Here is a 26213-nt window from a genome sequence, read left to right as displayed (position 1 = left end):
TTTATTTTTTTGAGTAAATTAGTTTTAATTGAGCTTTATATTGTGCATTATTAGGATCTGAGCCTACCAGTACTATTCTATTTGGAGTATAGGCTTTAGTAGTATAATCACTTCCTAAAAGTGCACCTGTAGAAGAAGATGTTTGGAAACTTCCTACATTGATAGAAATAGGCTTATTTGCTTCTTCTTTTTCGATAATATTTTTAACAAGTTGGGTAATGCTTATTTCATAATAAGCAGGATTCTTATCTAAATCTACTGCTTTTACCATCTTATAAACTCCTGAGTAAGCAAAAGTAGTATTATCTGGAAAGAATGAAAATGTAGTTTTATTATCTGTATCTACTGTTTTTAATAGTGTTGCAAAAGTATCTGGTTTTGCATAAGTATTATTCCATAAAGCAGCATCAGAATACAATCTAATTTTAGCAGAAAGCAATCCTATTTTTTCGTTTTTATATAGATTTTTAAGTTGAGCAATAGTAGCATCTGGAATCAATACTTCTGCACCTGGCCCGCCCATTCCTTGAAGGAATAACTTGGTATCACCTGTAGTATTGGGAGTGCTAGAAACATACGTTAAGAAAGTATTGCTACGATTGTATTGAATTTGATTAAAATGAACATTTGTAGAACCTAAATCTAGGGTATAGCTTCCATCTGTTCTGGTTGTAGCATTGTTTTCAGTTTTATCATATTTATAATAGATAATTACTGACAGTTCATTTGGATTAAAATTAAAAATATATCCATCATTTTCTGCAACTGAAAATTTCAAACCTCTAAAATATCTGATAAAACTAGCTACATCTTTTAATTCAAAAGAGCCTTTTTTATCTATAATTTTGGATTGAAAAAAGTTTTTATCTAAAGAAATTCTTAATGCTGCATCTCTACTGAAAAGTTCAGAGTTATCTGAATCTTTTGTAATTTTAATTGCTCTAAGATATCCGTCAAATGATTTAGTGCCCAATAAAGCTCCTGTATTTACCTGCTGATTTGAATAAAAATTAGACTCTGTAGAGGATAGGAAATCTGTAACCTCATGTACATTTATGGTGAAATTTCTTTTTGCTTTACCATATTTTTTTATAGGATAAGACGTCACTACTTTTTTTGCCGCTACATTATCTGGATGGATGTAGTCTTCATACGTTTTAGTTACTACAGAATCAGTAGCAGTATGATAAAGAGGCTTCATCTGTAAAACTACTGAGTCTACTATTGCATTTTTTCCAAAATCCGGATCATAAGTAGATAATCTTACTTGGGTAACATAGGATGATTTTTGCATCCCAAAGTTAGCTTCATCAAAAGCACCTAAAGTAGCTTCTGCAAGTCTATCATTATCTGCTTCTAATACATCATTATTGTAAACATTATAAGCTATAACATCAAAACTAGCCTCTGTACCTTCTGCAGTACCGTTTTGGAAAAACTGCATTCCTAGTTGATCTGGTTCTGGCTCGCAAGCTACCGTAATAGCTGCACCCGAAATTAAAATAAAAAATAGCCTAAAGATATTCTGAATTTCTTTTATCATTTAAGTAATTATATGTGATTTGTGATTAGTAAATTTCGCTTATAGAGCCTCCGTCTACATATTCGCTTTTAGAGGTTTTAGATTCTTCAAAAGCTTTATCTAGTTTTTCTTCTAAAAATTCATCTCCTTTTACAATAGTATCTACCAAATCCATGCTTTCTATTACAAAACTTTGGATGGTTGGATTTTCTAATGCTTTTAGGTTTTCAATATTATCAAACTTTAATTTTTCAGTAATATTGTCACCTAGGGATAAATCTTTTTCATTGTACACAGAAAGTACAAGTTTAGTATCGTTAAAATAAGAATCTGTCTTATAGTAATTTTTAAGATAAATAGGGATAAAAGACGCCATCCATCCATTAAAATGGATAATATCCGGAACCCAATTCAGTTTTTTAATGGTTTCTATTACACCTCTTGCAAAGAAAATTGCTCGCTCATCATTATCTTCAAAGGGTTTATTATCTTCATCTTGATAATATAATTTTCTTTTGAAATACTCTTCATTATCTATGAAATAAACTTGCAATCTCTCTCCTGGCAAAGAAGCTACTTTTATGATTAAAGGCTGGTCTAGATCATTGATAATAATATTCATTCCAGATAATCTAATCACTTCATGCAACTGAAATTTTCTCTCGCTGATTAATCCAAATCTCGGCATAAAAACTCTTACGTCATTGCCTTCTTGGTGCATCTTCAGTGCCATCTTGTTCACCATCATCGCCATATTACTATCTTCCTGATATGGAAACATCTCTGTGGTGACGTATAAAATCTTTTGATTCGGCATAATATTTTTTTCTTCTCTATACAAAGACGGTTAATTATGCAAAAATACAAAAAAATAACCGAATTTCTTTTAATTAACAATTTTTTATAACTTTACCCTAAATACAATTTTTATGAAAGTTCTGAAAAGTAAAAAAACATTGATTGATTACATTGAAAGACAGAGAGAAATGGGTAAAAAAATAGGTTTTGCCCCTACAATGGGAGCTCTTCACGAGGGTCATCTTTCTCTTTACAAAGCAGCCAAAAAAGAAAATGACGAGGTTATTTCTTCCATTTTTGTAAACCCTACCCAGTTTAACAATCCAGATGATTTTCAAAAATACCCCAAAACCCTAGAAAAAGACTTAGAACTTTTAGAAAAAGAAGGTGTAGACGCAGTTTACGTTCCCAATGTAGAAGAAATGTATCCAGATGGATTAAGCAGTAAAAAATACGATTTTGATGGCCTGGAAAACGAAATGGAAGGCAAATACAGACCAGGACACTTTGATGGAGTAGGAACCATCGTAGAAGAGCTTTTCAGACAAGTACAACCACACAATGCCTATTTTGGCGAAAAAGACTACCAACAGTTGGCTATCATAAAAAAAATGGTAGAAAAAACAAGGCTGCCCATTAAAATCCATGGGATTCCTACACTAAGAGAAAAAGATGGATTAGCACTAAGCTCTAGAAACATGAGACTCACAGAAACCCAGAGAAAAGAGGCTACAATCATCTACGAAACACTCATAAAAGTAAAAGAATGGTTCAGGCTAATTCCTCTAGAAGAGATTAAACAAAGGGTTCAAGATATTTTCAAACATTCTAATTTTGATTTAGAATATTTCGTTATTGCAGACGAAGAAACGCTCAAAGAAGCAAATGCTATAGATGAAAACAAAGAATACAGAGCATTTATCGTAGCATATGCAGACATAGTAAGACTAATAGATAATCTGCACTTGTAATAAAATAAAAAGCCTTCAAGATAACTTGAAGGCTTTTAAACACCAAATCACAAAATATTAATATGAAAAAAATTTACTTTCGTAAATTGTGACCTGGCTGGGATTCGAACCCAGGACCCATACATTAAAAGTGTATTGCTCTACCAGCTGAGCTACCAGGTCTTGAAATTTATAAAAATTTCTAAGTTTTTTATTTTTGCTTTCGTGCCTACGACTGGACTCGAACCAGCACATCCTTAGGAAACCACCCCCTCAAGATGGCGTGTCTACCAATTTCACCACGTAGGCAAAAAAAATCCGTAATGTTACGGAATTTACTGTGACCTGGCTGGGATTCGAACCCAGGACCCATACATTAAAAGTGTATTGCTCTACCAGCTGAGCTACCAGGTCTCCTTAACATCTCTGTTAAAAAGTGGTGCAAAGATACGCCTTTTTTTAAATTCTCAAAATTTTTTAAGAACTTTGTACAAAATAAAATTATGATTATTTCACTTCTAGGCTACATGGGGAGCGGTAAATCTCACATTTCCAAATTATTGGGAGAAAAAATAAATTTTAAAATTTTTGACCTTGATAAAGAAATTTCCAGAAAAAAAAACATGACAATACCCGAAATTTTTGAAAAAAAGGGTGAAATCTACTTTAGAAAGTCAGAAAAAGAAACTTTAGAAGAATTACTTGCTGCACAAGAAAACTGTATCATCAGTTTGGGTGGTGGCACTCCCGTTTACTACAATAACATGGAAATTCTTAATAATAATTCTATCACAATTTATCTAAGAGCTAATATTGGCACGCTGGTTCAAAGATTATCTAAACAAAAAGAAAAAAGACCTCTTATTGCTAGAATAAGCGACGAAGATTTACCAGAATTTATCGCCAAACACCTTTTTGAGAGAAATATTTTTTACAATAAAGCACAATACGTTGTAGATACCGATCATAAAACGCCGGAAGAAATAGTAGAGGAAATCACTACTATTCTTCAGCTACATCCTTAAAGAAAGAATCCCAATCCTCCTCTGTCATAGAAGTTTCATCATGGTCTGTTTCTAAGAAATCATCCATATCTCTTCTGTCTTTTTTAGTTGGCCTTCCTTCTCCTTTGGTACGATAATAATCCTGAGACATTTTTCTGAGTTTTAGCAATTCATATTGCTCTTTCTCGGTCATGTCTGCTACATGAAGTGCAACCAACTTGGCTCCTATTCTACTTTTGGGAATTTGTAAAACTTTAATTTTATAGTCTATTTGGTTCTTTCTTATCTTGATTACATCTCCCTCTTTTACTTCTTTGGAAGATTTTACGGTATTTTCTCCTATAGAAACTCTATTTTTCTTAATCTCTTCGGCTGCGATATTTCTAGTTTTGTAAAACCTAATACTCCATAAAAATTTATCAATTCTCATAATTTATTTATACTTTTGCAGTTATTGAAAATATCGAGCAATTTAATTAAACAAATCTAAAGGATAAAAAAACTTATGAAAAAAATACTTTTGTTTCTTGCCTTAGCTTCTTTAGCAATCACATCATGTAAAAATGATGATGATAATAACACTACACAAGAAGTAAGTATAGAAACACAGAACGCATATGATGATGAGGCTATTCAAAAATTTTTAAAAGATAATTATTTTGATTCTAGAGGAAATATTGTAGCGTTTAGCAGTACTTCTACTACAGACGATAATGAAAAACCTCTTTCTGAATATAGTCCTGTAAAACTTAATTCTGGTGTTGTTTATATCAGCAGATATACTCCTACTAACGGGAAAACGATTGCAGCAACTGATAAAATCAGAATCATGCATAATACTCAAACTTATGTAGCAGTAAAAGGTAGTGATAATATCGTAAAATTTGATTCAAAATTTCCTTTCAGAACAACTATTATAAGCAGTGGGACTCCAGAAATAGATCCCGCTTATTATTATGTAAGAAACAGTGTTTTAACCAAATACAATACTGATAATAAAACTACTAAAACGAGAACGTTCTATGAAATGGAAGGCTTCCAAGAAGCGATTAAAAACTTCCAAAGCTGTGAAATTCCCGATGATGCTGATTATAATTTACAAGGAGTAATCATTGTGCCTTCTAGGGCGGCTTATGCTAGAGATGAGCATTTTGCATTCTCATCCATCAGCTTTAAAAACAGAAGCTTTGTTTTTAACTTCCAAGTATATAAAACAGAGACCAGAACTTCTGCAGATGACTAAAAAAAATACAACCGCCTAATTAGGCGGTTGTATTTATTCGAATATTTCTAAAATTACTGGTAATGATTTAGGGGAATAAAATTCTGGAAAATGTATTTTATAATATTGTAAAATAGAATCTAATAGAGGTTTTCTGTATTTTTTTTCTACTAAAAAATCTTCATTCAGTTCTTCATCTAAAATTTTCTTCCAGAGAGAAGACAACTCTTCGCCTAATTCTTTTTGTGAGATTTCTTCTTGAAAGATTCCTTTTTCTATGTTTAAAAATTTTTCTTCTGAAATTAGTGGTGATATTCCAAAAAACAGGAGCATCCTAATCAGAAAAAAATAATGTGCGTGCATTTTTTTCTCTAAAATCTTCTGTTTGAAAAATTTAATTTCTCGATAAAGAGGAATTTGCTGACTTTCGTTTTTTAAAATTTGATTGAGAAAATCAGCCAGAAAAAAAATCACTGCATTTTGATGAACATTTACCTCATCTTGTAATTTTTCGCTCAATTCTACTTTCTTAATTGTAGGAAGATTACCATGATGAGTAGAAAAAGTAATTTCTAGCTCATTAAGCGGCGAAAGAAAAGCTTTTTTTTTATTTTTGACAGAATACACTCCTCTCATAAAAAACGACTGAAAACCACTTTCTAGAGTATAACAATTTATAATCGCATCATGATCTCCGTACTTTATATAAGAGAGTAAAAATCCTGTGTTTTTTTCCATTAATTTACCACGGCGATTTTAGCGGTAGCTTTATCAGTTCCATCTTCATTGGTCATTAAAACAAAATAAATTCCCGATGCTACTCTTATTCCTCTTTGATTATTGAGATTCCATTCATAAAAACCACCTCTTGCTATAGCTTGATGCACCACGTTTCCTGCTGCATCTGTAATTCTAATATTGGTTTTTTCTGCAAGTCCTGTGATTTTCACATTTCCTTTATATTGACTCGTCACAATTGGATTTGGGTAAACTTTTATCTTAGAAAAATTACTTGAAACGTCAATTACATCTCCTTGATAAACCACAATACCATCAAAGGTTACAAAGTAAACCTTACCTGTTTTTGAGTCAACCTTAATATCTGTTACTACATCACTTGGTAATGGAGAATTAGATTTTGTGAAATGTGAAATAGTATTCTCACCATTTGAACTAAGATAAAAAACGCCTCCTCCTTCTACAGACACCCATTTTTGATTTCCTGAATCTACTTCTACTTGAAGAATAACTAAATCTTTAAAAAGCTCTTCTGGAATTCCGTTTTGGGTGATGACAATTGGTTCCGCTGTGTTATCTGTGTTATTAACAGCATTAGACGCATTTGGTAAAATTCTAAGTCCAAGTCTAGTTCCTAACCAAATATCATCATTTTTATCTATAGCTGCTGAAACTGTTCCAGAAGCTGCCAGTCCATTTTTTGCATTGATAATTATTGTTTTATCATCTGAAAAACTTAGCGGCGTATTTTTATAGTCAGAAATAATTAAACCTCCTGGATTATAGTAAGGTGACGGAATAAATAATTTGCCTTCTTTTACAATCGGCTTCTGAATACCGCCTGCTGAAACTAATGAATTAATAACAAATTGATCAGTAGATTTATCATACACATAAACACCTTCTGTATATTTCTGGTTTTGTAAAGCGCCTACCGAGCAAAAAAGTTGATTGTTTTCATCAAAAATACAACCTACTGGTCTATTATAGAAATTATTAGAGTCCGTTTGATTATATGCTTTTATAAAAACATTATTATCCATTTTATAAATGCCTTTTTCACCTAAAATAAATGAATAGTTAGTAAAAAAAACCTCAGTAGGTTTAGAAGGATTAGGAGCTACATCTAGGATATTCCATCCGAAGCTAGAATTTTTGAAATAATTTGGATAATTCCATTTACTCCCATCAAAATGATAATACCCTAAACCCATGTAAAAAGGAGTATTGTAAGCATCTCTTCCCCCTGTAGAAACCCATAATTGATTGTCTAACAAACTTATTTTGTAAGAAATATTAGAATATGGTCCATCTGGTTTGTAAGAGTTTTTAGACTCATCATAAATGCCTGAAAACTGGGTACCCGTATATATTTGATTGCTTATCACATAAGCAGTATTTACTTCTTCTGCAATATCTACTGTTTTTTGTAATGTTCCTGTAAGGGTATATACATACACTTTGCTATGGTCTGCAACAATAATTTGTGAATCCGTAATTTTAAGGTCTTTAATTTTAGTGAAATTTTGTGGAATAGAGTTTAGTGTTCCTACATTTCCATAATACACCGTGTTGTTATTAGACAAAGCTAAAATAGACTTAGAATCTATCTGAGTATAATTCCCAGTAACGGAATTCCAATTACTATACACCGAAAAAGTTACATCTATGGGATGATATTTAAGACTATTTCCTGTAATTGCATAAACGGTATTATCTTTTATGGTGGCTTCTAACACATTTTCATAAGAAGCTCCATTAAAAAAGAAACAAGTATCTCCAAATTCTTTTTTGGTAATATTAAAAATAGAAACACCATAACCTACAGAAATTACAGCCTTGTCTCCATTGATGGAAATATTATTAATCGTTTTACTCCCTGTATAACTTTGCGAGAGCGGTATATCTACTACATATGTTACACCATCTGTAGTTACCACATCTAAGTTGCCAGACTTATAACCTATAATAGCAGTGTTAGTAGCAGCATCATAATCAAACGCTGAAATTTTCACTTCGTGCAAACCATTGGCTTTAGAAAGTTTGGTTATTTCACCCGAAATGGTATTGTAATAAAAAACACCATTTTCAGTAGCCGCAATGATTCTTCCGTCTTTTTCTTTGAAAGCAAGCACATTATTGTATGAGAACAAATCGCTCCACTTACTTTTAGTGCTTTGCGCAAAAACAGAAATATAGGATAATAACAGTAAAAAAATGAATATATTTTTTTTCATCTATAATTTTTAACCAATAATGCTTTCATCTATAACTTGATTGTTCCAAGAAATATTTTGTAAGCTCTTATTTTTGTCAAAATAAAAATCTATTCTTCCTAAAAGCAACCCAGCCCAACCTACTTGATTCACCAAAACGTTTTTGCCACTTTTATTAGTGAAACTTAATGGTTCTTTTAAAAAAGTATGGGTATGACCTCCTAATATTAAATCAATATTATCAGTCTGAACCGCTAATTTTTTGTCAGAAATTTTATCAGCATCATCTCTATAATCAAAACCTATATGCGATAGACAAATTATCAAATCACAACCTTTTTCTTTTCTCAGAAAATCTGCATACTGCTGTGCTATTTCTACTGGATCCAAATATTTAGTTTCCTGATATTGCTTCTTGCCCACCAAACCATCTAATTCTATTCCTACGCCGAAAAGACCAACTTTAATTCCATCTTTTTTGAAGATTTTATATTTTTCGGTTTTCCCGTCAAGAATGGTATTGCTGAAATCGTAATTAGAAGTGATAAAAGGGAATTTAGCATTCGGCAAAGCCTTCAAGAAACCTTCTAAACCATTGTCAAAATCATGATTTCCCATCGTTGCCCCATCATACCCCATCATAGACATTAATTTAAACTCTAGTTCACCTCCATAAAAATTAAAATATGGCGTTCCTTGAAAAATATCTCCTGCATCCAACAAAAGAACGTTTTTTTCTTGGCTTCTAATCTGCTGAATTAAGGTAGCACGTCTTGCAAAACCTCCTTGATTAGGATTTCTAGAGTAGCTAGAATCAAACGGTTCTATTCTACTGTGTTGGTCATTGGTATGCAAAACGGTCAATTTATATGCCGCATTTTTATCAAGAATGTTTTTTTGACTGGCAAAAACTAAATTAGGCGCTAAAGAAAGTGCTAATGTTCCACCTCCTATTGTTCTTAAAAATTCTTTTCTGTTCATTAGTTTTTTCCTTTAAAATTTAAACGAATGTCTGTATTAGCTTTTACTTCTGGATTTTTCTTGAAATATTCTAAAAATAAATCTCTTAATTTAATTCCTGTAGAAATGAGTTCTCCTTTGCTGAAAAATTTCATATTATCACCACCTAAAGCAAGATAATCAGATGTAGCGATGTAATACACCTTATCATCTTCCACGTTTTCGCCATCGATTAAGGCTTGATTAATTTTACCGTTTTCTGTTTCTATGTAAAGATGAGAAACGGGGTTATTTTTCTGTGTTTCTATATAATATTGAAATAAACCTCTTAAATCACTCCCTTTCATTTTTACGATTACCACTTCATTTTCAAAAGGCATTACTTCGAAAACATGTTTGGTCAAAATATCTCCTGCACCAATCGTAGAACGAATTCCACCGATGTTAATTACTGCAGCATCTATGTCAATATTATTTTTTTCGCCCCATTCTTCTGCTCCATCATAAGTAAAATCTGCTAAAAGGTTCCCTAAATTAGAATTGTCACCCGATTTATTAAGGTCTACAGAAGTGTACGAAATTTTAGAATTCATTTTTTTCTCCAACTCTACTTTGTAAGGAGCAATAACGGATACGAAATTCTGATTTTCTGCAATTTCAGAAGTAATAGAAGTATTTTTCTGCGGTTGAACTTGAGCCACTTGAAGCGGTGTTCTGCAAGCAGAAGCAGTAAGTGCAACGATGGCCAACAACCAAATTTTATTTTTCATGATTTTATAAAAATTGTAATGCAAATATAATTGATTATGAGTTATGATATTATGAGACTTCACAATTATTTTATTCCAAAAATTTCTTACTTATAAAAACCTAAAATTTAAAGATTTTCACTAATTTTGAACAAATTAATTTTTATAACACAATTTAACAATGAGTAACTTAAAAGGAGTAGGTGTAGCATTAGTAACACCTTTCAACGAAGATTTATCAGTAGATTTTGATTCGCTAACGAGATTAGTAGAATACAACATCGAAAATGGCACCAATTATTTAGTAGTTCTAGGAACCACAGCAGAAGCTGCTACTCTTTCTGCAGCAGAAAAACAAGAAGTTATAAAACACGTTATAAAGATTAATAATAAACGTTTACCATTGGTTTTAGGAATCGGTGGAAACAACACTCTAGAAGTTAAAAAACAAATTGAAGAAGCAGATTTAACTGATTTTGATGCAGTTCTATCAGTATCTCCTTACTATAACAAACCAAACCAAGAAGGACTTTATCAGCATTACAAAATGCTGGCTTCTACAGGAAAACAAATTATTATTTATAACGTTCCGGGAAGAACTGGTCAAAACATAGAGGCTTCTACCACATTGCGTTTAGCAAATGAGTTCCCTAATCTTTTTATGATTAAAGAAGCAGCACCAAACATCTTACAATATTTTGATATTTTAAGAAAAAAACCCGCAAATTTCTCTTTAGTTTCTGGAGATGATGAATATACGCTTCCAGTAACTTTAGCTGGTGGAGATGGTGTAATTTCTGTAATTGGACAAGGTTATCCTAAGGAATTTTCTACAATGGTACAACTTGCTTTCGAAGGAAAAGTAAAAGAAGCTTATGAAATTCACAACAAATTGGTAGAAATTACCAGACTTATTTTTGCTGAAGGAAATCCTTGCGGAATTAAAACCGTTTTAGCAGAGAAAGGAATTATCAAAAACTACTTAAGACTGCCTCTAGTTGTTGCTTCTGAAGGCTTACAAGCCAAAATAAAAGCAGAAATGGCAAAAATTTAATCAGAAAACCAATTTTTTACTATATTGAGGCGCGATTTTTCGCGTCTCAACTTTTATAAAAAAACAATCATAACTATATAAACTAAGAAAACTTTTATGGAGAAAACTGACATGAGAAACTACTCTTCTTCTTTCAGAGGAAAAGGCAGCGAATTTTTTGGCGTAGTTGTTATCAACTGGCTATTGACTGTTATTACTTTGGGATTATATTATCCTTGGGCAAAAGAAAGAACCCTAAAATATTTGTACGCGAACACTTACTTAGAAAATGACAGATTTCAATTTTCTGGAACAGGAAAAGAAATGTTCGTAGGTTTTATTAAAGTATTTGGAATGTTTTTATTCCTGTATTTAGCATTTTTATTTGCTGCACAATCACAAAACGCGGCACTTTCTGCGATAATTCTTCTTTTATTCTATGCATTTATTTTAGGAATTATCCCTTTTGCTATTCACGGATTTTACAGATATAGAATGTCTAGAACTTCATGGAGAGGAATAAGATTCGGTTACAGAGGAGACAGAAGCACTTTGGTAAAAATGTATTTCAGAGATTTATTTTTGACCATACTTACGTTCGGGATTTATAGCTCTTGGATGACAATTCACCTTAGAAATTACACCTTGAGTAATGTGAAATTTGGGAGCGCATCATTTAAACATCATGCAAATGGTGATGATTATTTTTTCCTCAATTTAAAAGGAGTAATTTTAACCTATATTACGCTAGGAATTTACAGTTTTTGGTTCCAAAGAGACATCATTAACTTTTATTTTGACCATTTAAGTCTTCATCATCATGACAAAAAGGTTAAATTCAAATCTCACCTTAGTGCAGGAGATATTTTTGAATTATTAATCATCAATTTAATTATTATTGTTTTCACGTTAGGATTAGGTTATGCTTTTACAGAAGTGAGAACTTTAACTACTATGTTTTCCAAACTTCAGATTTATGGCGATATCGATTTAGATGCGATTCAACAGACTGAAGCAGAATACAAAAACGCTTTCGGAGACGAAGCATTAGATGTAATGGATTTAAGCGGAGTAATCTAAATGAGTTTTACTAAAGCATATGGTAAATATTTTGACGGCCATACTTCTAAACCCTATGACGTAGAGTTAGAAATATGGCCCGAAAAAAAAATTTCTTTTTACTTCAATAATCGAAAGCTCAATTGGAATTTCGAGGAAGTTTCTTTTGAAAAAAATAGCGATACGCTCTACATTACCAAAAAAGAGAATCACGCAGAAAGTTTAAGAATAGACAATCCTTACATTATCAATCTTATTTACCAATCTGCTAAAAAATCTCGAAACATTTCATGGTACCAAAACATTCTAGATTTAGGATTTAAATTTTATGCAATTGCCACCGTTACAGTAGTTGCAGCGATTGCTTTATTTTATGTTTTTGTGATTCCTTGGATGAGTGAGCGTGTTACCGAAATCACGCCTGTAGAATTTGACAATAAGATAGGAGATTCTCAATACAACCAGATGGAAAGTATTCTTGAAATTGACCAAAAAAAATCAAGAATCCTTCAAGAATTTGCTTCAAATATCGATTTTGAAACTTCTAGAAAACTGACGTTCAAAGTAGTAAATGATAGTGAAGTAAACGCTTATGCTTTGCCAAACGGAACCATCTTGGTACATTCAGGAATTTTAGATAAAATATCTAATTATGAGCAATTAGCTGCGCTTCTTGGCCACGAAGCTACTCACGTGAAAGAAAGACACAGCATCAAAATTCTTTCGAGAGCCATTTCTGGCTACATTATAGTTTCTGCTGTAACTGGCGATGTAAACGGAATTATGTATACCATTGCAGATAATGCCAATCAATTGAATAATCTATCTTATTCTAGAGATTTTGAAGAATCTTCTGATGCAGGAAGTTATCAGATTCTCAGAAAAAATAAAATCAATCCTAAAGGTTTAGAAGAACTGTTCTCTATCTTAAAAGAGAAAGAAGGTCTAGAAATCCCTAAAATTCTTTCTACTCATCCTATCACGAATGACAGAATAAATTTTGCCAAAAAATTAATTCATCAAAACGAATATACCTCAATTCCGCATCAAGAATTAGAACAACTTTTTACCGAACTCAAAAAATGATCACAAAAGCCACCATAAAAGACATTCCTTTAATTCAAGATTTAGCGCAAAAATCTTGGAGAAGTCATTATCCGGGAATTATTTCCCATGAACAAATAGATTTCATGCTGGATTTAATGTATTCTGAAGAAGAAATCACCAGTCAATTCAATAATCCCAATTATCATTACTATCTTTTGGGTAATGAAGAAAATTTCTATGGAATCATGGGCTTCGAAAATCATTACGAACAAAACACTACTAAACTCCATAGAATCTACATTACCGAAGATGGAAAAGGAAAAGGTCTAGGAAAAGAAGCTATTCAGTTTCTTAAAAATCAAATTCTAGAAGTAGGCGACCAAAGAATTATTCTTAATGTCAATAAGGAAAATCCATCTTATCATTTTTACCTTTCACAAGGCTTCAAAGTCTATGAAGAAGGCGTCTTTGACATTGGAAATGGCTTCGTGATGGACGATTACCTGATGGAATGGAATGCATAAATTATCATATCTTTAACATATAATAGATACTCTCTATTGATTTTTTCACTAACTTTGTGAAAAATTCAGATGAAAAGATTTTTTTCAATATTTCTTTTAACAATTTACCTCTTTAGTTTTACAGAGGCAAAAGAAGTATTGAAAATCCCTGCATTAATCGAACATTATAAGGAACACAAAGCCCATAATAAAGACCTAAGCGTTATCGGGTTTATCGCTCTTCATTATTTAAGTGGTAGCCAAAAAGACAGTGACTATGAAAAAGACATGAAACTGCCTTTTAAAGCTCATGAAATTTCTTCAGTCAGCTTTGCAATCCAAGACCTACCAAAATCTTTTGAGCTAAATTTAACTCAAAACAGAAACATTTTTGAAGAAAAAAACCAAAACTTTCATTACTCTGAAAGTTTTATCAATCCACATTTACTTTCATTTTTTCAACCGCCAGAGCTGATTTAATTTATTTGTATAGAAAACTCATTACTATTACTATATGGTTTTGAGACGTTTCACTCTATAAATTAAATTAAAATGCTTAACAAAATAATAGAATTTTCCATCAAGAATAAACTGATTATCACTTTATTCACGCTTGGTTTAATCATTTATGGAATATTTGAGGTAAGAAAATTACCTATAGATGCTGTTCCTGATATTACAGATAATCAGGTACAGATTATTACAGTCTCTCCGAGTTTGGGAGCACCAGATGTAGAAAGATTCATTACTTTTCCGCTAGAACAAGCCAACAATAATATTGCAGGAATTAAACAAATGCGTAGTTTTTCGCGTTTCGGACTTTCTGTAATTACCATTGTTTTTAATGATGAAGTAGATTTACATTGGGCACGTCAACAAGTTGCAGAAAGACTACAGCAGGTTTCTAAAGACATTCCTACCAGTTTAGGAACGCCTTCTATGGCACCCATTTCTACAGGTTTAGGAGAAATTTATCAATATGTAGTTCGCCCGAAAAAAGGCTATGAACACCGTTACAATGCGATGCAACTCAGAACCATTCAAGATTGGATTGTTCGTAGACAATTATTAGGGACAGAAGGAGTTGCAGATGTAGCGAGTTTCGGCGGAGATTTAAAACAATATGAAGTTGCCGTAAATCCTTCTCAACTGAAATCTATGGGCGTAACCATGAACGAAGTTTTTGATGCATTACAAAAAAACAATCAAAATACTGGCGGCGCTTATATAGAAAAAGGTCCGAGTGTTCTTTTTATCAGAACTGAAGGATTAATGGGTAAAATTACAGATATTGAGAACACTGTAGTTAAAAATTTAGAAGACGGAACTCCAATTCTTATTAAAAACATTGGAACCGTACAATACGGAAAAGCCATCAGATACGGCGCGATGACCTACAATGGAAAAGGAGAAGTTGCAGGAGCCGTGGTGATGATGATGAAAGGAGAAAACTCAAACGAAGTCATTAAAAAAGTAAAAACAAGAATAGAAGAAATTCAAAAAACATTACCAGAAGGCGTAAAAATCGATGCATTCTTAGACCGAACCAAAATGGTTAATAATGCGATAGGAACGGTAGAAAAAAACCTTTTAGAAGGAGCATTAATTGTTGTTTTCGTATTGGTATTATTCCTAGGAAATCTGCGTGCTGGATTTTTGGTAGCTTCTGTTATTCCGCTCTCCATGCTTTTTGCCATCATTATGATGAACATTTTTGGAGTTTCAGGAAATTTAATGAGTCTAGGTGCACTAGATTTCGGGTTAATTGTGGATGGAGCCGTCATCATTGTAGAAGCGGTTTTGCATAGATTACAACACTTGAAAGTCTATCAAAACCAAAGCATTTCTCAAACCATGATGGATGACGAAGTCTATACTTCTTCCAGCAAAATGATGAATTCTGCGGTGTTTGGACAAATTATTATTCTTATCGTTTACTTACCGATTCTCACTTTAGAAGGTGTAGAAGGTAAAATGTTTATTCCGATGGCGCAAACCGTAATTTTTGCATTATTGGGAGCATTTATTCTTTCTTTAACCTATATCCCGATGATGAGCTCTCTTGTCTTGTCTAAAAAAATTGACAATAAGAAGACCATTTCGGATAAAATGATTGAAAAAATTGAGAAAAACTACGATAAATCATTAGAAAGAGTTTTAAAAATTCCTAATTTAATATTCTTCGGGATTGTTTCAGTATTTTTCTTTGCCATCTTTATAATGACTAGACTTGGAGGAGAATTTATTCCTAGTCTTCCTGAAGGAGATTTCGCAGTAGACACCAGAGTTTTACCAGGTAGTAATCTGAAAACCTCTACAGAAGCGGTGATGAAATCTCAACAGATCTTGTTGAAAAAATTCCCAGAAATAGAGAAAATTGTAGGAAAAACAGGGAGCTCCGAAATCCCAACCGACCCTATGCCAATTGACGCGAGTGATATGATGATTATCTTAAAACCTCGTGCTGAATGGACTTCTGCTACAACCTATGATGAACTCTCCGAAAAAATGTCTGCCGAACTGAAAAAAAATATGATTGGCGTGACCTACTCTTTCCAATATCCTGTTGCAATGAGATTTAATGAATTAATGACTGGAGCGAGACAAGACGTAGTTTGTAAAATTTATGGAGAAAATCTAGATACCTTAAAAGTTTATGCAGAAAAACTAGGTAAGATTTCTAAAAAAATACAGGGCGCACAAAACATTTATGTAGAACCCGTTTCAGGAATGCCACAGATTGTGATTACTTACAAACGTGAAGCCATGTCACAGTTTGGACTTAATGTAAGTGATGTCAACAATATCGTAAATACCGCTTTTGCAGGACAAGCTACAGGCTCTGTATTCGAAGGAGAAAAGAAATTTGATTTGGTGGTTCGTTTAGACGGAAACCAAAGAAAAAATGTAGATGATGTAAACAACTTACTCATTTCTACCCCTTCTGGAATCGAAATTCCGCTCAGTACAGTAGCTGATGTAGACCTTAAAGAAAGTATCAACCAAATTCAGCGTGAAAATGCTCAGCGAAGAATCATCGTTGGTTTTAATGTAAGAAACCGAGATATACAGTCTACGGTAGAAGATTTACAACAAAATGTAGAAAAACAATTGAAACTTCCTGCTGGTTATTCCATAAAATATGGTGGAACTTTTGAAAATCTTCAACAAGCGAAATCCCGTTTAGCAATAGCCGTTCCGGTGAGTTTATTATTAATTTTATTGATGCTGTATTTTGCATTTAATTCAGTAAAATACGGATTGCTCATCTTCTCTGCTATTCCGCTTTCCGCGATTGGAGGAATCCTCTCGCTCTGGTTAAGAGATATGAATTTCAGTATTTCTGCAGGAGTAGGTTTCATAGCATTATTTGGGGTTGCGGTTTTAAATGGTATTGTTCTTATTTCGGAATTTAACCGCCAAAAAACAATACAGCCAGATTTAAAAACTGCAGTGATTATAGGTGGTAGAACCAGATTAAGACCTGTTTTAATGACTGCATTTGTAGCATCTTTAGGATTCTTGCCAATGGCAATTTCTACAGGTGAAGGTGCAGAAGTTCAGAGACCTCTCGCTACAGTTGTAATTGGTGGTTTATTATTAGCCACTTACCTTACACTCTATTTATTGCCAGTAATGTACATTTGGTTCGAAAAACACTTCCCAGATACTCGTAGAAATCTACACGAAATAAGTGATGACGAAGATGGTTATCAACTTTAAAAAAAGTATCACATGAAAGAAAAATTTTTAAAAATATTCACTTTTCTAATTTTTGGAATAGGATTTTCACAAACTCCTATTTCGTTAGAAAGTGCCATCAATAAAGCTCTGAACAATAACCTAGCCATCAAAGACGGAACATTAAAGGTACAATACCAAGAAAAAATGCAACGTTCTGCTACAGTTATTGACCCATTGATGATATCTGGAGAAATCGGGCAAATGAATTCAGCTTATGTTGACAATAAATTTTCGGTTTCTCAAACAATTAGATTACCAAAATTTTACAACAGTCAGAAGAAAGTTTTAGCAGAAGAATATAAAAATTCTATGTTACAATTAGATGTTCATAAGTGGCAAATCAAAAAAGAAATTTCTTTGATTTACAATGAGTTAAAATATCTAGACGAGAAGAAAAAACTGCTCACAAAAGCAGACAGCATCTTTTCTCAATATTACAAAAGAGCAGAACTCAGACTGAAAAAAGGAGAAAGCAATCTCTTAGAAAAAGCGACTGCCGAAAACTTGAGAAGTCAAGCAGAATTACAACTCAATGCACTTGAAAAAGACAGAGAAATTTCTTTGCAGAAATTTAATTTCCTCATCAATGATGGAACTTTTTACCAAAATGATAAAGAAAAATATGCTGTTTTAGACATTAACAATCTTAGCGAAAATTTCTCAGGAAATCCAATTATTTTAAAACAATTGGAGCAAGAAAAAAACATTCAAAACGCTAAACTTTTGGCTGAAAAATCTAAGCTTACTCCTAGTTTTAACATTGGATACAACAATATGTCTATGTACGGAACTGGTGCAGATGATAAATTCTATGAGCGTTCGGCAAGATTTCACTCTGGAATGGTAGGAATAGGTTTACCTGTTTTCAATTCTGCACAAAAATCAGTGATTGAAGCGCAGAAAATCAACCAACAAATCGCTGAAAATAATTATCAGCTAGGTTCATTAAAACTGAAAAATCAATACACACAGAACTTTAATCTTTATCAAAAACTAACGAATGAGATTTCATACTATCAGAAAACAGGTTTGGCAAACAGCGAAAGCATCTTAAAAACTGCCAATAACCAGTATTATAACGGAGAAATCAATTATTTAGAATGGACTCTTTTAGTGAATCAAGCATTTGAAATTGAAAACAAATACACGGATCGATTAAAAGAACTCAATGACATTATTATAGAAATCAACGCGCTGAAAAGCGATAATTAATTAAAAGATGAAAAAATTTACCGCAACACATAGAATAATACATTGGGTTATCGCAATTTCAATGTTCGTATTATTAGCCACTGGATTTTTAAGAATGTATTGGATGGGCAGAAAAACCATTTCTGCTGCTATCAATAACGAACTTACCGCTAAAGGTTTAGCATTACCAGAAGAAAGCGTTCGTGCTATTGCAAAATCCATAATCAATCCAATGTTTGAGTGGCACGTTAACTTTGCTTATATATTGGTTTTTGCTTTTGTTTTAAGGATAATTTATATGCTGGTAAAAGGCATTAAATTCCCTAATCCTTTTTCTAAAACGGCTTCTGGAAAAGAAAAATTCCAAGGGACTATTTATTTTATTTTCTACATTTTAGTGGCGGTAGAAGCTGCAACAGGTATGATGTTAAAATTTGAATTAGCTGGAGAAAATATTTTAGAAAAAGCCGAAGAAATTCACAAACTAGCCATTTATTGGATGCCTGCATTCATCGTTATTCACTTTGTAGGGATTACAGTTGCAGAATTGACCAACAAAAAAGGAATTGTTTCTAAAATGATTGGAGGAGAATAATCCTTAATCAACTGTAAGTTTTAATTTTTTAAGCAAAAATGAATCAAAAATGAAAAAAATAATTTCAATTATAACGATGACGCTTCTACTCTTTTCTTGTGGCAAAAAAGAAGAAACTGCCAAAGAAGAATTTGAAGTAGTACCTGCTGAAAACCAAATTACACTAAACGATACTCAAATTAAAAATGCGGGTATAGAAATAGGAAATTTAGGATACGAAGATATTTCAGCAAAAATAATCCTCAACGGAGCTGTAGATGTTCCGCCTCAGAATTTAGCAAGCGTTTCTGCACCAAGTGGCGGTTATGTGCGTTTTATTCGTCATATGCCAGGAATGCACGTAGATAAAGGTGAAACTTTGGCTGTTTTAGAAGATCCACAGATTGTTCAGTTACAGCAAGATTATCTTTTGGCAAAATCTAATTTAGGTTACGCACAGAAAGATTACTCTAGACAAAGTGAATTAAATCAAAGCAAAGCTGCATCAGATAAAGCGATGCAACTCGCCCAAACTGAAGCTCAAAATCAAAATATTTTGATGAGAGGAATGGCTGAAAAATTGAGAGCTCTTGGAATAAATCCGAATAATCTGAACGCTGGAAACATCAAAAGAAGTGTAGCAGTTACATCGCCAGTTTCTGGTTATATTTCTAGTGTAAATGTGAAAATGGGACAATATGTTTCGCCTACAGAAAGACTTTTTGATGTAGTAAACACAGGAGATATTCATCTTGCTCTAAAGGTCTTTGAAAAAGATTTGAATAAAATTGCTTTAAACCAAAGAGTTTTTGCCTATACCAACCAAAATCCACAGAAAAAATACGCCGCAAATATTATTTTAATTGGTAGAGATTTTCAACCAGACAAATCTGTAATCATTCATTGTCATTTTATGGAATATGACAAAAGTTTAATCCCTGGAACATACATGAATGCAGAAGTAGAAACTAAAACTGAAACAGGCAATACTGTTCCAGATGATGCCGTGGTAACTTGGGAAAGCAAACAATATATTTTTGAAGAAGTACAACCAAAAAACTATAAAATGTTTCCTGTAACCATAGGAAATTCGGAAAATGGTAGAACAGAAATTTTGAACCTTGACGAAAAGGCTAAAAACAAGAAATTTGTAACGAAAGGAGCTTATTATCTATTGATGGGACTTAAAAATGTAGAAGAATAAATATTTTCTAAAACATTTTTATAATAATTACACAATTAACAACGTTACAATTAAAAAGTTAAATAAATGAGAACTAAAAAGGTAATATTTAGCATATTACTACTCTTCAGCCTATTCGTTTTTTCACAAGAAAAATTCAGCAAGTTTCAACAAATTAAAGACGCTGCTCAACAAGAAAACAGAAGTATTCTACTCAAATTTTCAGGCTCAGACTGGTGCATTCCATGTATTAAGTTGCAAAAAAAAGTGATTGATGACCCTGTTTTCCAAGAGTATATTTCTAAAAACCTGGTCTATGTAGAAGCAGATTTCCCTAGAAAAAAAGGGAAATTAAGTGCCAATATCATCACAAGAAATAAAGAATTAGCAGACATTTACAATAAACAAGGCGTTTTTCCTAAAATGGTCTTATTGAATGCTAATGGCAAAATTCTAAAAACTTGGGAAGGTTTTGACAATGCGACTGTAAATACGATGATTCAAGAAATTAATCAATCTACTGGTAAATAGCATGCAAAAAAAACTGACCCAGCTTTTGATGGGAAATCGGTTTGAAATTACTGTAGAAGCCAAAACAGATGCAGAAGCAGATTTTTTTCTAAAAAAAGCGGTAGAAGAAATTTCTAGAATAGAAGCATTACTCTCTACTTATCAATCTACCAGCGAAACCAATCTCATCAATGAAAATGCAGGAATAAAACCTGTAAAAGTGAGTGATGAAACTTTTTCGATTATCGCAAGGTCGAAGAAAATTTCTGAAATTACTCAGGGAGCTTTTGATATTACTTACGGCTCTATTGATAAACGTTTTTGGAATTTTGATACCGAAATGACATCACTCCCTGATGAAGATTTGGCTAGAAAAAGCATCGCTTTAATTGATTATAGAAATATCGAACTCAATCCAGAAAACACAACCGTTTTTCTCAAAAACAAAGGAATAAGAATTGGTTTTGGGGGCATCGGAAAAGGCTATGCTGCAGAAAAAGCCAAAAATCTACTAAAAAGTCTTGGCGTAAAAGCAGGAATTATCAATGCTTCAGGAGATTTATCTTGTTGGGGAGTCCCCGAAAACGGAAAATCTTGGACCATAGGAATTGCGCATCCTGATTTTTCGGGAATGCCATTTTCTACGCTTGAAGTAACAGATTTAGCCATCGCAACATCTGGAAATTACGAAAAGTTCGTGATGATTGATGGCAAAAAATATTCGCATACCATAGACCCAAAAACAGGATTTCCTATTCACGGAATTAAAAGCGTAACAGTGATTAGTCCAAACGCAGAAATTTCTGATGCTTTCGCAACACCTATTTCGATTATGGGCATAAAAGCTGGACTTTCTTTGATTAATCAAATGAAAGATATAGAATGCATCATCATAGATGATGATAACAATATTTATTACTCAGAAAACATCAAAATCATATAAAAATGAACTATTTTAAAGTATTTTTCGCACTATTCTTCGTCTCGATAATGGTGCAAAACTGCGTATCTGTAAAAGAATACGAAAAAAACTATGTGAACGATAGTGAAATGCAACTTTCTACCAAAAAATCTGCTAAAACAGAAAATAATTTTCTTTTGTACAGAGAAGCAGCTTCTGGTGCAGATGGTGGGAAAAACGGTGGCGGTTGCGGTTGCAACTAAGTAAAATATGAATCAATACAAGCATTAACGATGAAAAAAAGCATAGTATCCGTATTTTTACTAGCCATCACGTTTGGTTTCTTCGGAAAATCGAAAGCACAAGAAAAAGACTCACTTTACGAAGCGAGAAAACTAAAAATTGACGAAATTAACTTTGTATCAGGATATTACACTCAAGAAGGTGACCACTCTTCTATTGGTGGAGGAAAAGGTGATGAAGCTTTGACCAATATTTCTAATTCTATACAGGTAAGATTGCTTAAAAACAGTCAGAAATATGAACATAGACTAGACGTTGCCGTTGCAGTAGACCATCACACTTCTGCTTCTACCAAATTGATAAATAATGTTCCAGATGGTTCCCCTACCAATTTATACAATGGAAAAATAAGTGCCAGAACTGCCGCCTCTACAGGAACTAGCAGCGTTACTGGTGCTTCATCTAAATTTGTAGGTTGGAGAATTTATCCTTCTATTAATTATTTTGCTAAAAATTTAGAACGAAATACTACTTATGGAATTGGAGCATACTTTTCCCGAGAGTTTGACTATCAATCCATTGGTGGTGAACTTTCTTTTGTAAAAGCATCTCAAGATAATAATGCTGAGTTCAGCGTAAAAGCAATGGCATTTTTTGACCAAAGACTAGAAATTTTGCCTGTAGAACTTAGACCTGTTACTACAGGAGTAAACAACAAAAAATCTGACGATGATGAGCATGAAGGAAATGATGATAATTATAAACTTTGGAACAAAAATTCTTATAGTGTAAATTTTGCCTATTCTCAAATCATCAATCCAAGGTTACAAGTTTCATTGTTGGCAGATTTTGCATTTCAAGATGGTTTGCTTTCTATTCCATACAACAGAGTATATTTTACCAATAATACTGTCTCCAGCGAAAAATTGCCTATGCAAAGAATGAAAATCCCATTAGGAATGAGACTTAATTATTTCTTGGGCGAAACATTCATTTTCAGAACATATTATCGTTATTTCTTTGATGATTGGGGAATCAAAGCACATACTGCACAATTAGAAATCCCGATAAAAATTTCGCCATTTGTTTCATTAAGTCCTTTTTACAGATATCATCATCAGACCAGCAATGATTATTTTAAACCTTATGGACAGCACAATCATGGCGAAAAATATTATTCTTCAGACTATGATTTATCTAGTTTTAATAGCCAAAACATTGGGTTAAATCTTCATTATTTACCTTTAGAATCTAAGATTTTTAAAAGTGTAGATTTTAGGTATAGTTTTTATAAAAGAAGTGAGGGATTGTCAGCACATAATCTTACATTTGCTATAACCTTTAAATAACCATCACAAAATGAACTTAAAAAACATCCAAACCGAAGTAGATGCCTCTTTTCTGTACGGTTTATTAGCAGAGAAAGAAGAAGACCCAAACGTAAAAGAAATTTTTTTACAAATGTCTGCAATCGAAAAATCTCATGCAGTAGCATTTTTACAGAAAGTAGGACTGACTGAAAAAGACATGCCAGAGCCTTCTACCAGAGCAAAAATTCTTAAAAAAATTGGAGGAATTTTAGGTTATGATTATGTTTTAGGTGTTTTAATGGATACCGAAAAATCACTATCAAGCTCTATCGGAAAAGCCAGAGTCAATACCCAAACGCAAGCTTCTATTTCGGATACTGCCCATGTGAAAATTCTTGAAAATATTCTTGAAAATAATCATAAAATAGGCGGAAATGCTCTTTCTCGTTTTGAAAAAAGACACCGTTCTGTTGGCGGAAACGCACTTAGGGCAGCTGTTTTAGGGGGAAATGATGGGTTAATTTCTAACTTTTCATTAATTATGGGAGTTGCAGGAGCAAGTAGCGGACAAAAAGAAGTACTACTTGCAGGTTTAGCTGGGCTTTTGGCTGGTTCGCTTTCCATGGCATTAGGAGAATGGATTTCGGTACAGAGTTCCAAAGAATTATACGAAAACCAAATGTCTCTGGAAATGGACGAATTAGAAGTAAACCCTGAAGGAGAATTAAAAGAAATAGAATTGATTTACAGAGCGAAAGGAATTCCAGCTGATCAAGCAGCACAAATGGCAACAGAACTCATGAATGACAAAAATTCTGCACATCAATTTTTGGTAAAAGAAGAATTAGGAATCAACTCCGAAGAACTAAAAGGGTCTGCTATGGAAGCAGCGATTTCTTCTTTTGTATTATTTGCAATTGGAGCAATTTTACCACTTTTCCCGTTTTTCTTTTTAGGAGGAACTCCAGCAATTATTGCAAGTGCTATATCAAGTTCGATTGGCTTATTTTTAATAGGATCTGCAATTACGCTGTTCACAGGAAAGAGCATTTGGTATTCAGGTTTCAGACAAGTTATTTTCGGATTATTGGCTGCAGCAATCACTTTCGGAATCGGTAAATTAATTGGCGTTTCCGTTATAGGATAATCATAAAATTAATGGCTAAAGTGAAAATGAATCACTTTATTTTTGATAAAATTTAACTTTAGCCTAATTTTTGTATCTAAAATACTGAGTTGAAAAAATTTATTTCCATATTATTCATTTCTGTTTATCTATTTTCTTTTCAAGAGTTTAGACAAGTTTTCAAATTGCCTACTTTGGTAGAGCATATTGTAAAACATAGGATAGAAAATGGTGAATTTTCATTGGTTAATTTTCTTAACCACCACTATTTCAGTGGAAATGTTATGGATAATGATTATGCTCAAGATCAGAAACTTCCTTTCAAACAAATAGATTTCACTAATTTTTCTACCATCGTTTTTGTGGTAGAATCTCTCAGTGATTTAAAAATTGAAACCCCCAAGCGCTTATTTACAGAAAATAATAAATTTTTCATTTATAAAAATGACTTCATTTCTGAGTTTCAATACTCAATTTTTCAACCTCCAGAAATTTTAATGTAATTCTTTGATTTACATCAACTTTATCTTTTTCAAAAGAAAAAGATACATCTCACATTCCTATTACATTAAAATTTAAGAAAATGAAAACAAAAACTTGGTCTTTGACGACCAGAATCTCGCACTGGCTTTTAGCCATAGGATTTACCGTAGCCTATATCACCGGCGAAAATGAATGGCAAATGAATTACCACTATGCTTTTGGAGCATTAGTTGGTGGAATTTTATTTTTCAGAATTCTTTATGGAATTATTGGTCCAAAATATTCTAATTTCAAGGATTTCCCGATGGGAGTTTCTCAACAAATAGATTTCATTAAAAATTATTTCTCTAAAAACCACACGTATGTGGGACATAATCCTCTAGCATCTTTAGTCATGTTTTCTATGATGTTTTTAGGAATTTTCACAGCGTTTACAGGTTATTTATGGGCTACAGAATCAGCACATTTTTTAGGATTTACTTTCACCGAAGAAATGGTAGAAGAAAGCCACGAAATTGGTGCCAAATTATTCTTAATTCTTGTATTTGCTCATCTAGCAGGAATATTTGCAGACACTATTTTTCACAGAAAAACAGGGACTTTGGGATCTATTTTCACTGGATATAAAAACGTACAAGCAGAAGCTGCTAAAACGAATGCTTTTCACAAAATCTTCTCTATTGTTTGGTTAGGCGTACCTATGATTTTATTCTACCTTGCCTTCGGTCTACCTGTAAATGAAAGAGGTAATGAAAGAGAAAATGAGGAAGAAGATGAATGGGAATCGTTGCTCTATCCTGACAAAAATTCTGAAAAATCACCAATGAATCTCATTGTGAAATTAACTAAAAACAGAAGCAATGTAGATGGAACCAGTTCGGCGTCTAGCAGTAGACAGACAGAGACTAATAACACTGTGAATACTGAAACTAATTCCGTTCAGAGTTATGCACAAAACTCACCATATTACACCGAAAACAATAATGATGAGCGTGAATATTATGAACATGAAGAACATTCTAAACATCATCATGAAAAAAGAGAACATCATGATTATGATGAAGATGATGATTAATTTTAAAAGATAATAGAAAATACCGATGAAAATTTCATCGGTATTTTTTTTGAACCTTTCTTATTGTTCTTC

26 protein-coding genes and 3 tRNA genes are annotated in these 26213 nt (G+C 32.7%); 19 read left to right on the top strand and 10 right to left on the bottom strand.

What is annotated here, in order from left to right:
• Position 1 precedes the first annotated feature (1 nt).
• Positions 2 to 1543, bottom strand: coding sequence for a DUF4270 domain-containing protein (locus N7277_RS06590; protein ID WP_274778787.1), 1542 nt, complete (start codon positions 1541 to 1543; stop codon positions 2 to 4).
• 25 nt (positions 1544 to 1568) lie between these two features.
• On the bottom strand, positions 1569 to 2339 hold the full coding sequence (locus tag N7277_RS06585) for a glycogen/starch synthase (RefSeq protein WP_274778786.1): 771 nt from the start codon (positions 2337 to 2339) through the stop codon (positions 1569 to 1571).
• 112 nt (positions 2340 to 2451) lie between these two features.
• On the opposite strand from N7277_RS06585, the gene panC reads away from it, so the two are divergent.
• The gene (gene panC / locus N7277_RS06580; RefSeq protein WP_274778785.1) at positions 2452 to 3291 is read left to right on the top strand and encodes a pantoate--beta-alanine ligase; all 840 of its coding nucleotides are present in this window, start codon (positions 2452 to 2454) and stop codon (positions 3289 to 3291) included.
• An 89-nt stretch (positions 3292 to 3380) separates the two neighbouring features.
• Here panC and N7277_RS06575 read toward each other — a convergent pair.
• From N7277_RS06575 to N7277_RS06565, 3 genes are all read right to left on the bottom strand, one after another.
• Positions 3381 to 3453 (bottom strand) — tRNA-Lys (locus tag N7277_RS06575).
• Between the two features lie 43 nt (positions 3454 to 3496).
• Positions 3497 to 3579: transfer RNA gene (locus N7277_RS06570), tRNA-Leu, on the bottom strand.
• 32 nt (positions 3580 to 3611) lie between these two features.
• Positions 3612 to 3684 (bottom strand) — tRNA-Lys (locus tag N7277_RS06565).
• Positions 3685 to 3773: 89 nt separating this feature from the next.
• Between N7277_RS06565 and N7277_RS06560 the strand changes: the two genes are divergently transcribed.
• Positions 3774 to 4295, top strand: coding sequence for a shikimate kinase (locus tag N7277_RS06560; protein ID WP_274778784.1), 522 nt, complete (start codon positions 3774 to 3776; stop codon positions 4293 to 4295).
• On the opposite strand, the gene N7277_RS06555 is transcribed toward N7277_RS06560, so the two are convergent.
• A complete protein-coding gene (locus tag N7277_RS06555) occupies positions 4273 to 4704 on the bottom strand; it encodes an RNA-binding S4 domain-containing protein (protein WP_274778783.1) in 432 nt (143 codons plus the stop codon). The genes N7277_RS06560 and N7277_RS06555 overlap by 23 nt on opposite strands.
• Before the next feature lie 75 nt (positions 4705 to 4779).
• On the opposite strand from N7277_RS06555, the gene N7277_RS06550 reads away from it, so the two are divergent.
• Positions 4780 to 5517, top strand: a complete 738-nt coding sequence (locus N7277_RS06550) for a hypothetical protein (protein WP_274778782.1) — start codon at positions 4780 to 4782, stop codon at positions 5515 to 5517.
• Between the two features lie 33 nt (positions 5518 to 5550).
• Here N7277_RS06550 and recO read toward each other — a convergent pair whose 3' ends face one another.
• The 4 genes from recO to N7277_RS06530 are packed head-to-tail and all read right to left on the bottom strand — an operon-like array spanning position 5551 to position 10180.
• Positions 5551 to 6234, bottom strand: a complete 684-nt coding sequence (gene recO / locus N7277_RS06545; RefSeq protein WP_274778781.1) for a DNA repair protein RecO — start codon at positions 6232 to 6234, stop codon at positions 5551 to 5553.
• Complete coding sequence (porZ, locus tag N7277_RS06540) at positions 6234 to 8471, bottom strand: type IX secretion system anionic LPS delivery protein PorZ (RefSeq protein ID WP_274778780.1); 2238 nt, start codon at positions 8469 to 8471, stop codon at positions 6234 to 6236. Before porZ ends, recO begins: the two co-directional genes overlap by 1 nt.
• A gap of 9 nt (positions 8472 to 8480) precedes the next feature.
• Complete coding sequence (locus tag N7277_RS06535) at positions 8481 to 9431, bottom strand: bifunctional metallophosphatase/5'-nucleotidase (protein ID WP_274778779.1); 951 nt, start codon at positions 9429 to 9431, stop codon at positions 8481 to 8483.
• Positions 9431 to 10180: a 5'-nucleotidase C-terminal domain-containing protein gene (locus N7277_RS06530; protein ID WP_274778778.1), complete on the bottom strand. Its 750-nt coding sequence runs from the start codon at positions 10178 to 10180 to the stop codon at positions 9431 to 9433. The genes N7277_RS06535 and N7277_RS06530 overlap by 1 nt, the downstream gene beginning before the upstream one ends.
• Positions 10181 to 10340: 160 nt before the next feature.
• Here N7277_RS06530 and dapA point away from each other — a divergent pair, with 160 nt between their 5' ends.
• The 16 genes from dapA to N7277_RS06455 all read left to right on the top strand — a co-directional run bounded on the left by dapA (position 10341) and on the right by N7277_RS06455 (position 26141).
• Positions 10341 to 11213: a 4-hydroxy-tetrahydrodipicolinate synthase gene (dapA, locus tag N7277_RS06525; RefSeq protein WP_104793359.1), complete on the top strand. Its 873-nt coding sequence runs from the start codon at positions 10341 to 10343 to the stop codon at positions 11211 to 11213.
• Between the two features lie 96 nt (positions 11214 to 11309).
• On the top strand, positions 11310 to 12272 hold the full coding sequence (locus N7277_RS06520; protein ID WP_274778777.1) for a YjgN family protein: 963 nt from the start codon (positions 11310 to 11312) through the stop codon (positions 12270 to 12272).
• Positions 12273 to 13337 carry a M48 family metallopeptidase gene (locus N7277_RS06515; RefSeq protein ID WP_274778776.1) on the top strand — a complete coding sequence of 355 codons (1065 nt, stop codon included), beginning with the start codon at positions 12273 to 12275 and terminating at the stop codon, positions 13335 to 13337.
• Entirely contained in the window at positions 13334 to 13822 is a 489-nt protein-coding gene (locus tag N7277_RS06510) for a GNAT family N-acetyltransferase (RefSeq protein ID WP_274778775.1), read from the top strand. The genes N7277_RS06515 and N7277_RS06510 overlap by 4 nt, the downstream gene beginning before the upstream one ends.
• 69 nt (positions 13823 to 13891) lie before the next feature.
• Complete coding sequence (locus N7277_RS06505; protein WP_274778774.1) at positions 13892 to 14281, top strand: hypothetical protein; 390 nt, start codon at positions 13892 to 13894, stop codon at positions 14279 to 14281.
• Positions 14282 to 14353: 72 nt separating this feature from the next.
• Positions 14354 to 17524: an efflux RND transporter permease subunit gene (locus N7277_RS06500; protein ID WP_446715101.1), complete on the top strand. Its 3171-nt coding sequence runs from the start codon at positions 14354 to 14356 to the stop codon at positions 17522 to 17524.
• 12 nt (positions 17525 to 17536) lie between these two features.
• Positions 17537 to 18757 carry a TolC family protein gene (locus N7277_RS11960; protein WP_446715100.1) on the top strand — a complete coding sequence of 407 codons (1221 nt, stop codon included), beginning with the start codon at positions 17537 to 17539 and terminating at the stop codon, positions 18755 to 18757.
• A 7-nt stretch (positions 18758 to 18764) separates the two neighbouring features.
• On the top strand, positions 18765 to 19331 hold the full coding sequence (locus tag N7277_RS06495; protein WP_274778773.1) for a cytochrome b/b6 domain-containing protein: 567 nt from the start codon (positions 18765 to 18767) through the stop codon (positions 19329 to 19331).
• A 49-nt stretch (positions 19332 to 19380) separates the two neighbouring features.
• Positions 19381 to 20514 carry an efflux RND transporter periplasmic adaptor subunit gene (locus N7277_RS06490; RefSeq protein ID WP_274778772.1) on the top strand — a complete coding sequence of 378 codons (1134 nt, stop codon included), beginning with the start codon at positions 19381 to 19383 and terminating at the stop codon, positions 20512 to 20514.
• Between the two features lie 66 nt (positions 20515 to 20580).
• Positions 20581 to 21024: a thioredoxin family protein gene (locus N7277_RS06485; protein ID WP_274778771.1), complete on the top strand. Its 444-nt coding sequence runs from the start codon at positions 20581 to 20583 to the stop codon at positions 21022 to 21024.
• Between the two features lies 1 nt (position 21025).
• The gene (locus N7277_RS06480; RefSeq protein ID WP_274778770.1) at positions 21026 to 21946 is read left to right on the top strand and encodes an FAD:protein FMN transferase; all 921 of its coding nucleotides are present in this window, start codon (positions 21026 to 21028) and stop codon (positions 21944 to 21946) included.
• Between the two features lie 2 nt (positions 21947 to 21948).
• The gene (locus tag N7277_RS06475) at positions 21949 to 22167 is read left to right on the top strand and encodes a DUF4266 domain-containing protein (protein WP_274778769.1); all 219 of its coding nucleotides are present in this window, start codon (positions 21949 to 21951) and stop codon (positions 22165 to 22167) included.
• Between the two features lie 30 nt (positions 22168 to 22197).
• Complete coding sequence (locus N7277_RS06470; protein ID WP_274778768.1) at positions 22198 to 23496, top strand: DUF3570 domain-containing protein; 1299 nt, start codon at positions 22198 to 22200, stop codon at positions 23494 to 23496.
• 10 nt (positions 23497 to 23506) lie between these two features.
• Positions 23507 to 24604 carry a VIT1/CCC1 transporter family protein gene (locus N7277_RS06465; protein ID WP_274778767.1) on the top strand — a complete coding sequence of 366 codons (1098 nt, stop codon included), beginning with the start codon at positions 23507 to 23509 and terminating at the stop codon, positions 24602 to 24604.
• Between the two features lie 89 nt (positions 24605 to 24693).
• On the top strand, positions 24694 to 25086 hold the full coding sequence (locus tag N7277_RS06460) for a hypothetical protein (RefSeq protein WP_274778766.1): 393 nt from the start codon (positions 24694 to 24696) through the stop codon (positions 25084 to 25086).
• 80 nt (positions 25087 to 25166) lie between these two features.
• On the top strand, positions 25167 to 26141 hold the full coding sequence (locus N7277_RS06455; RefSeq protein ID WP_274778765.1) for a cytochrome b/b6 domain-containing protein: 975 nt from the start codon (positions 25167 to 25169) through the stop codon (positions 26139 to 26141).
• Positions 26142 to 26213: the final 72 nt, after the last annotated feature.

The sequence above is a fragment of the Cloacibacterium sp. TD35 genome (assembly GCF_028864635.1).
Lineage (GTDB): Bacteria > Bacteroidota > Bacteroidia > Flavobacteriales > Weeksellaceae > Cloacibacterium.
The sequence above is the reverse complement of the archived record's forward strand: the minus strand, read 5'-3'. Positions and strand labels throughout refer to the sequence as shown.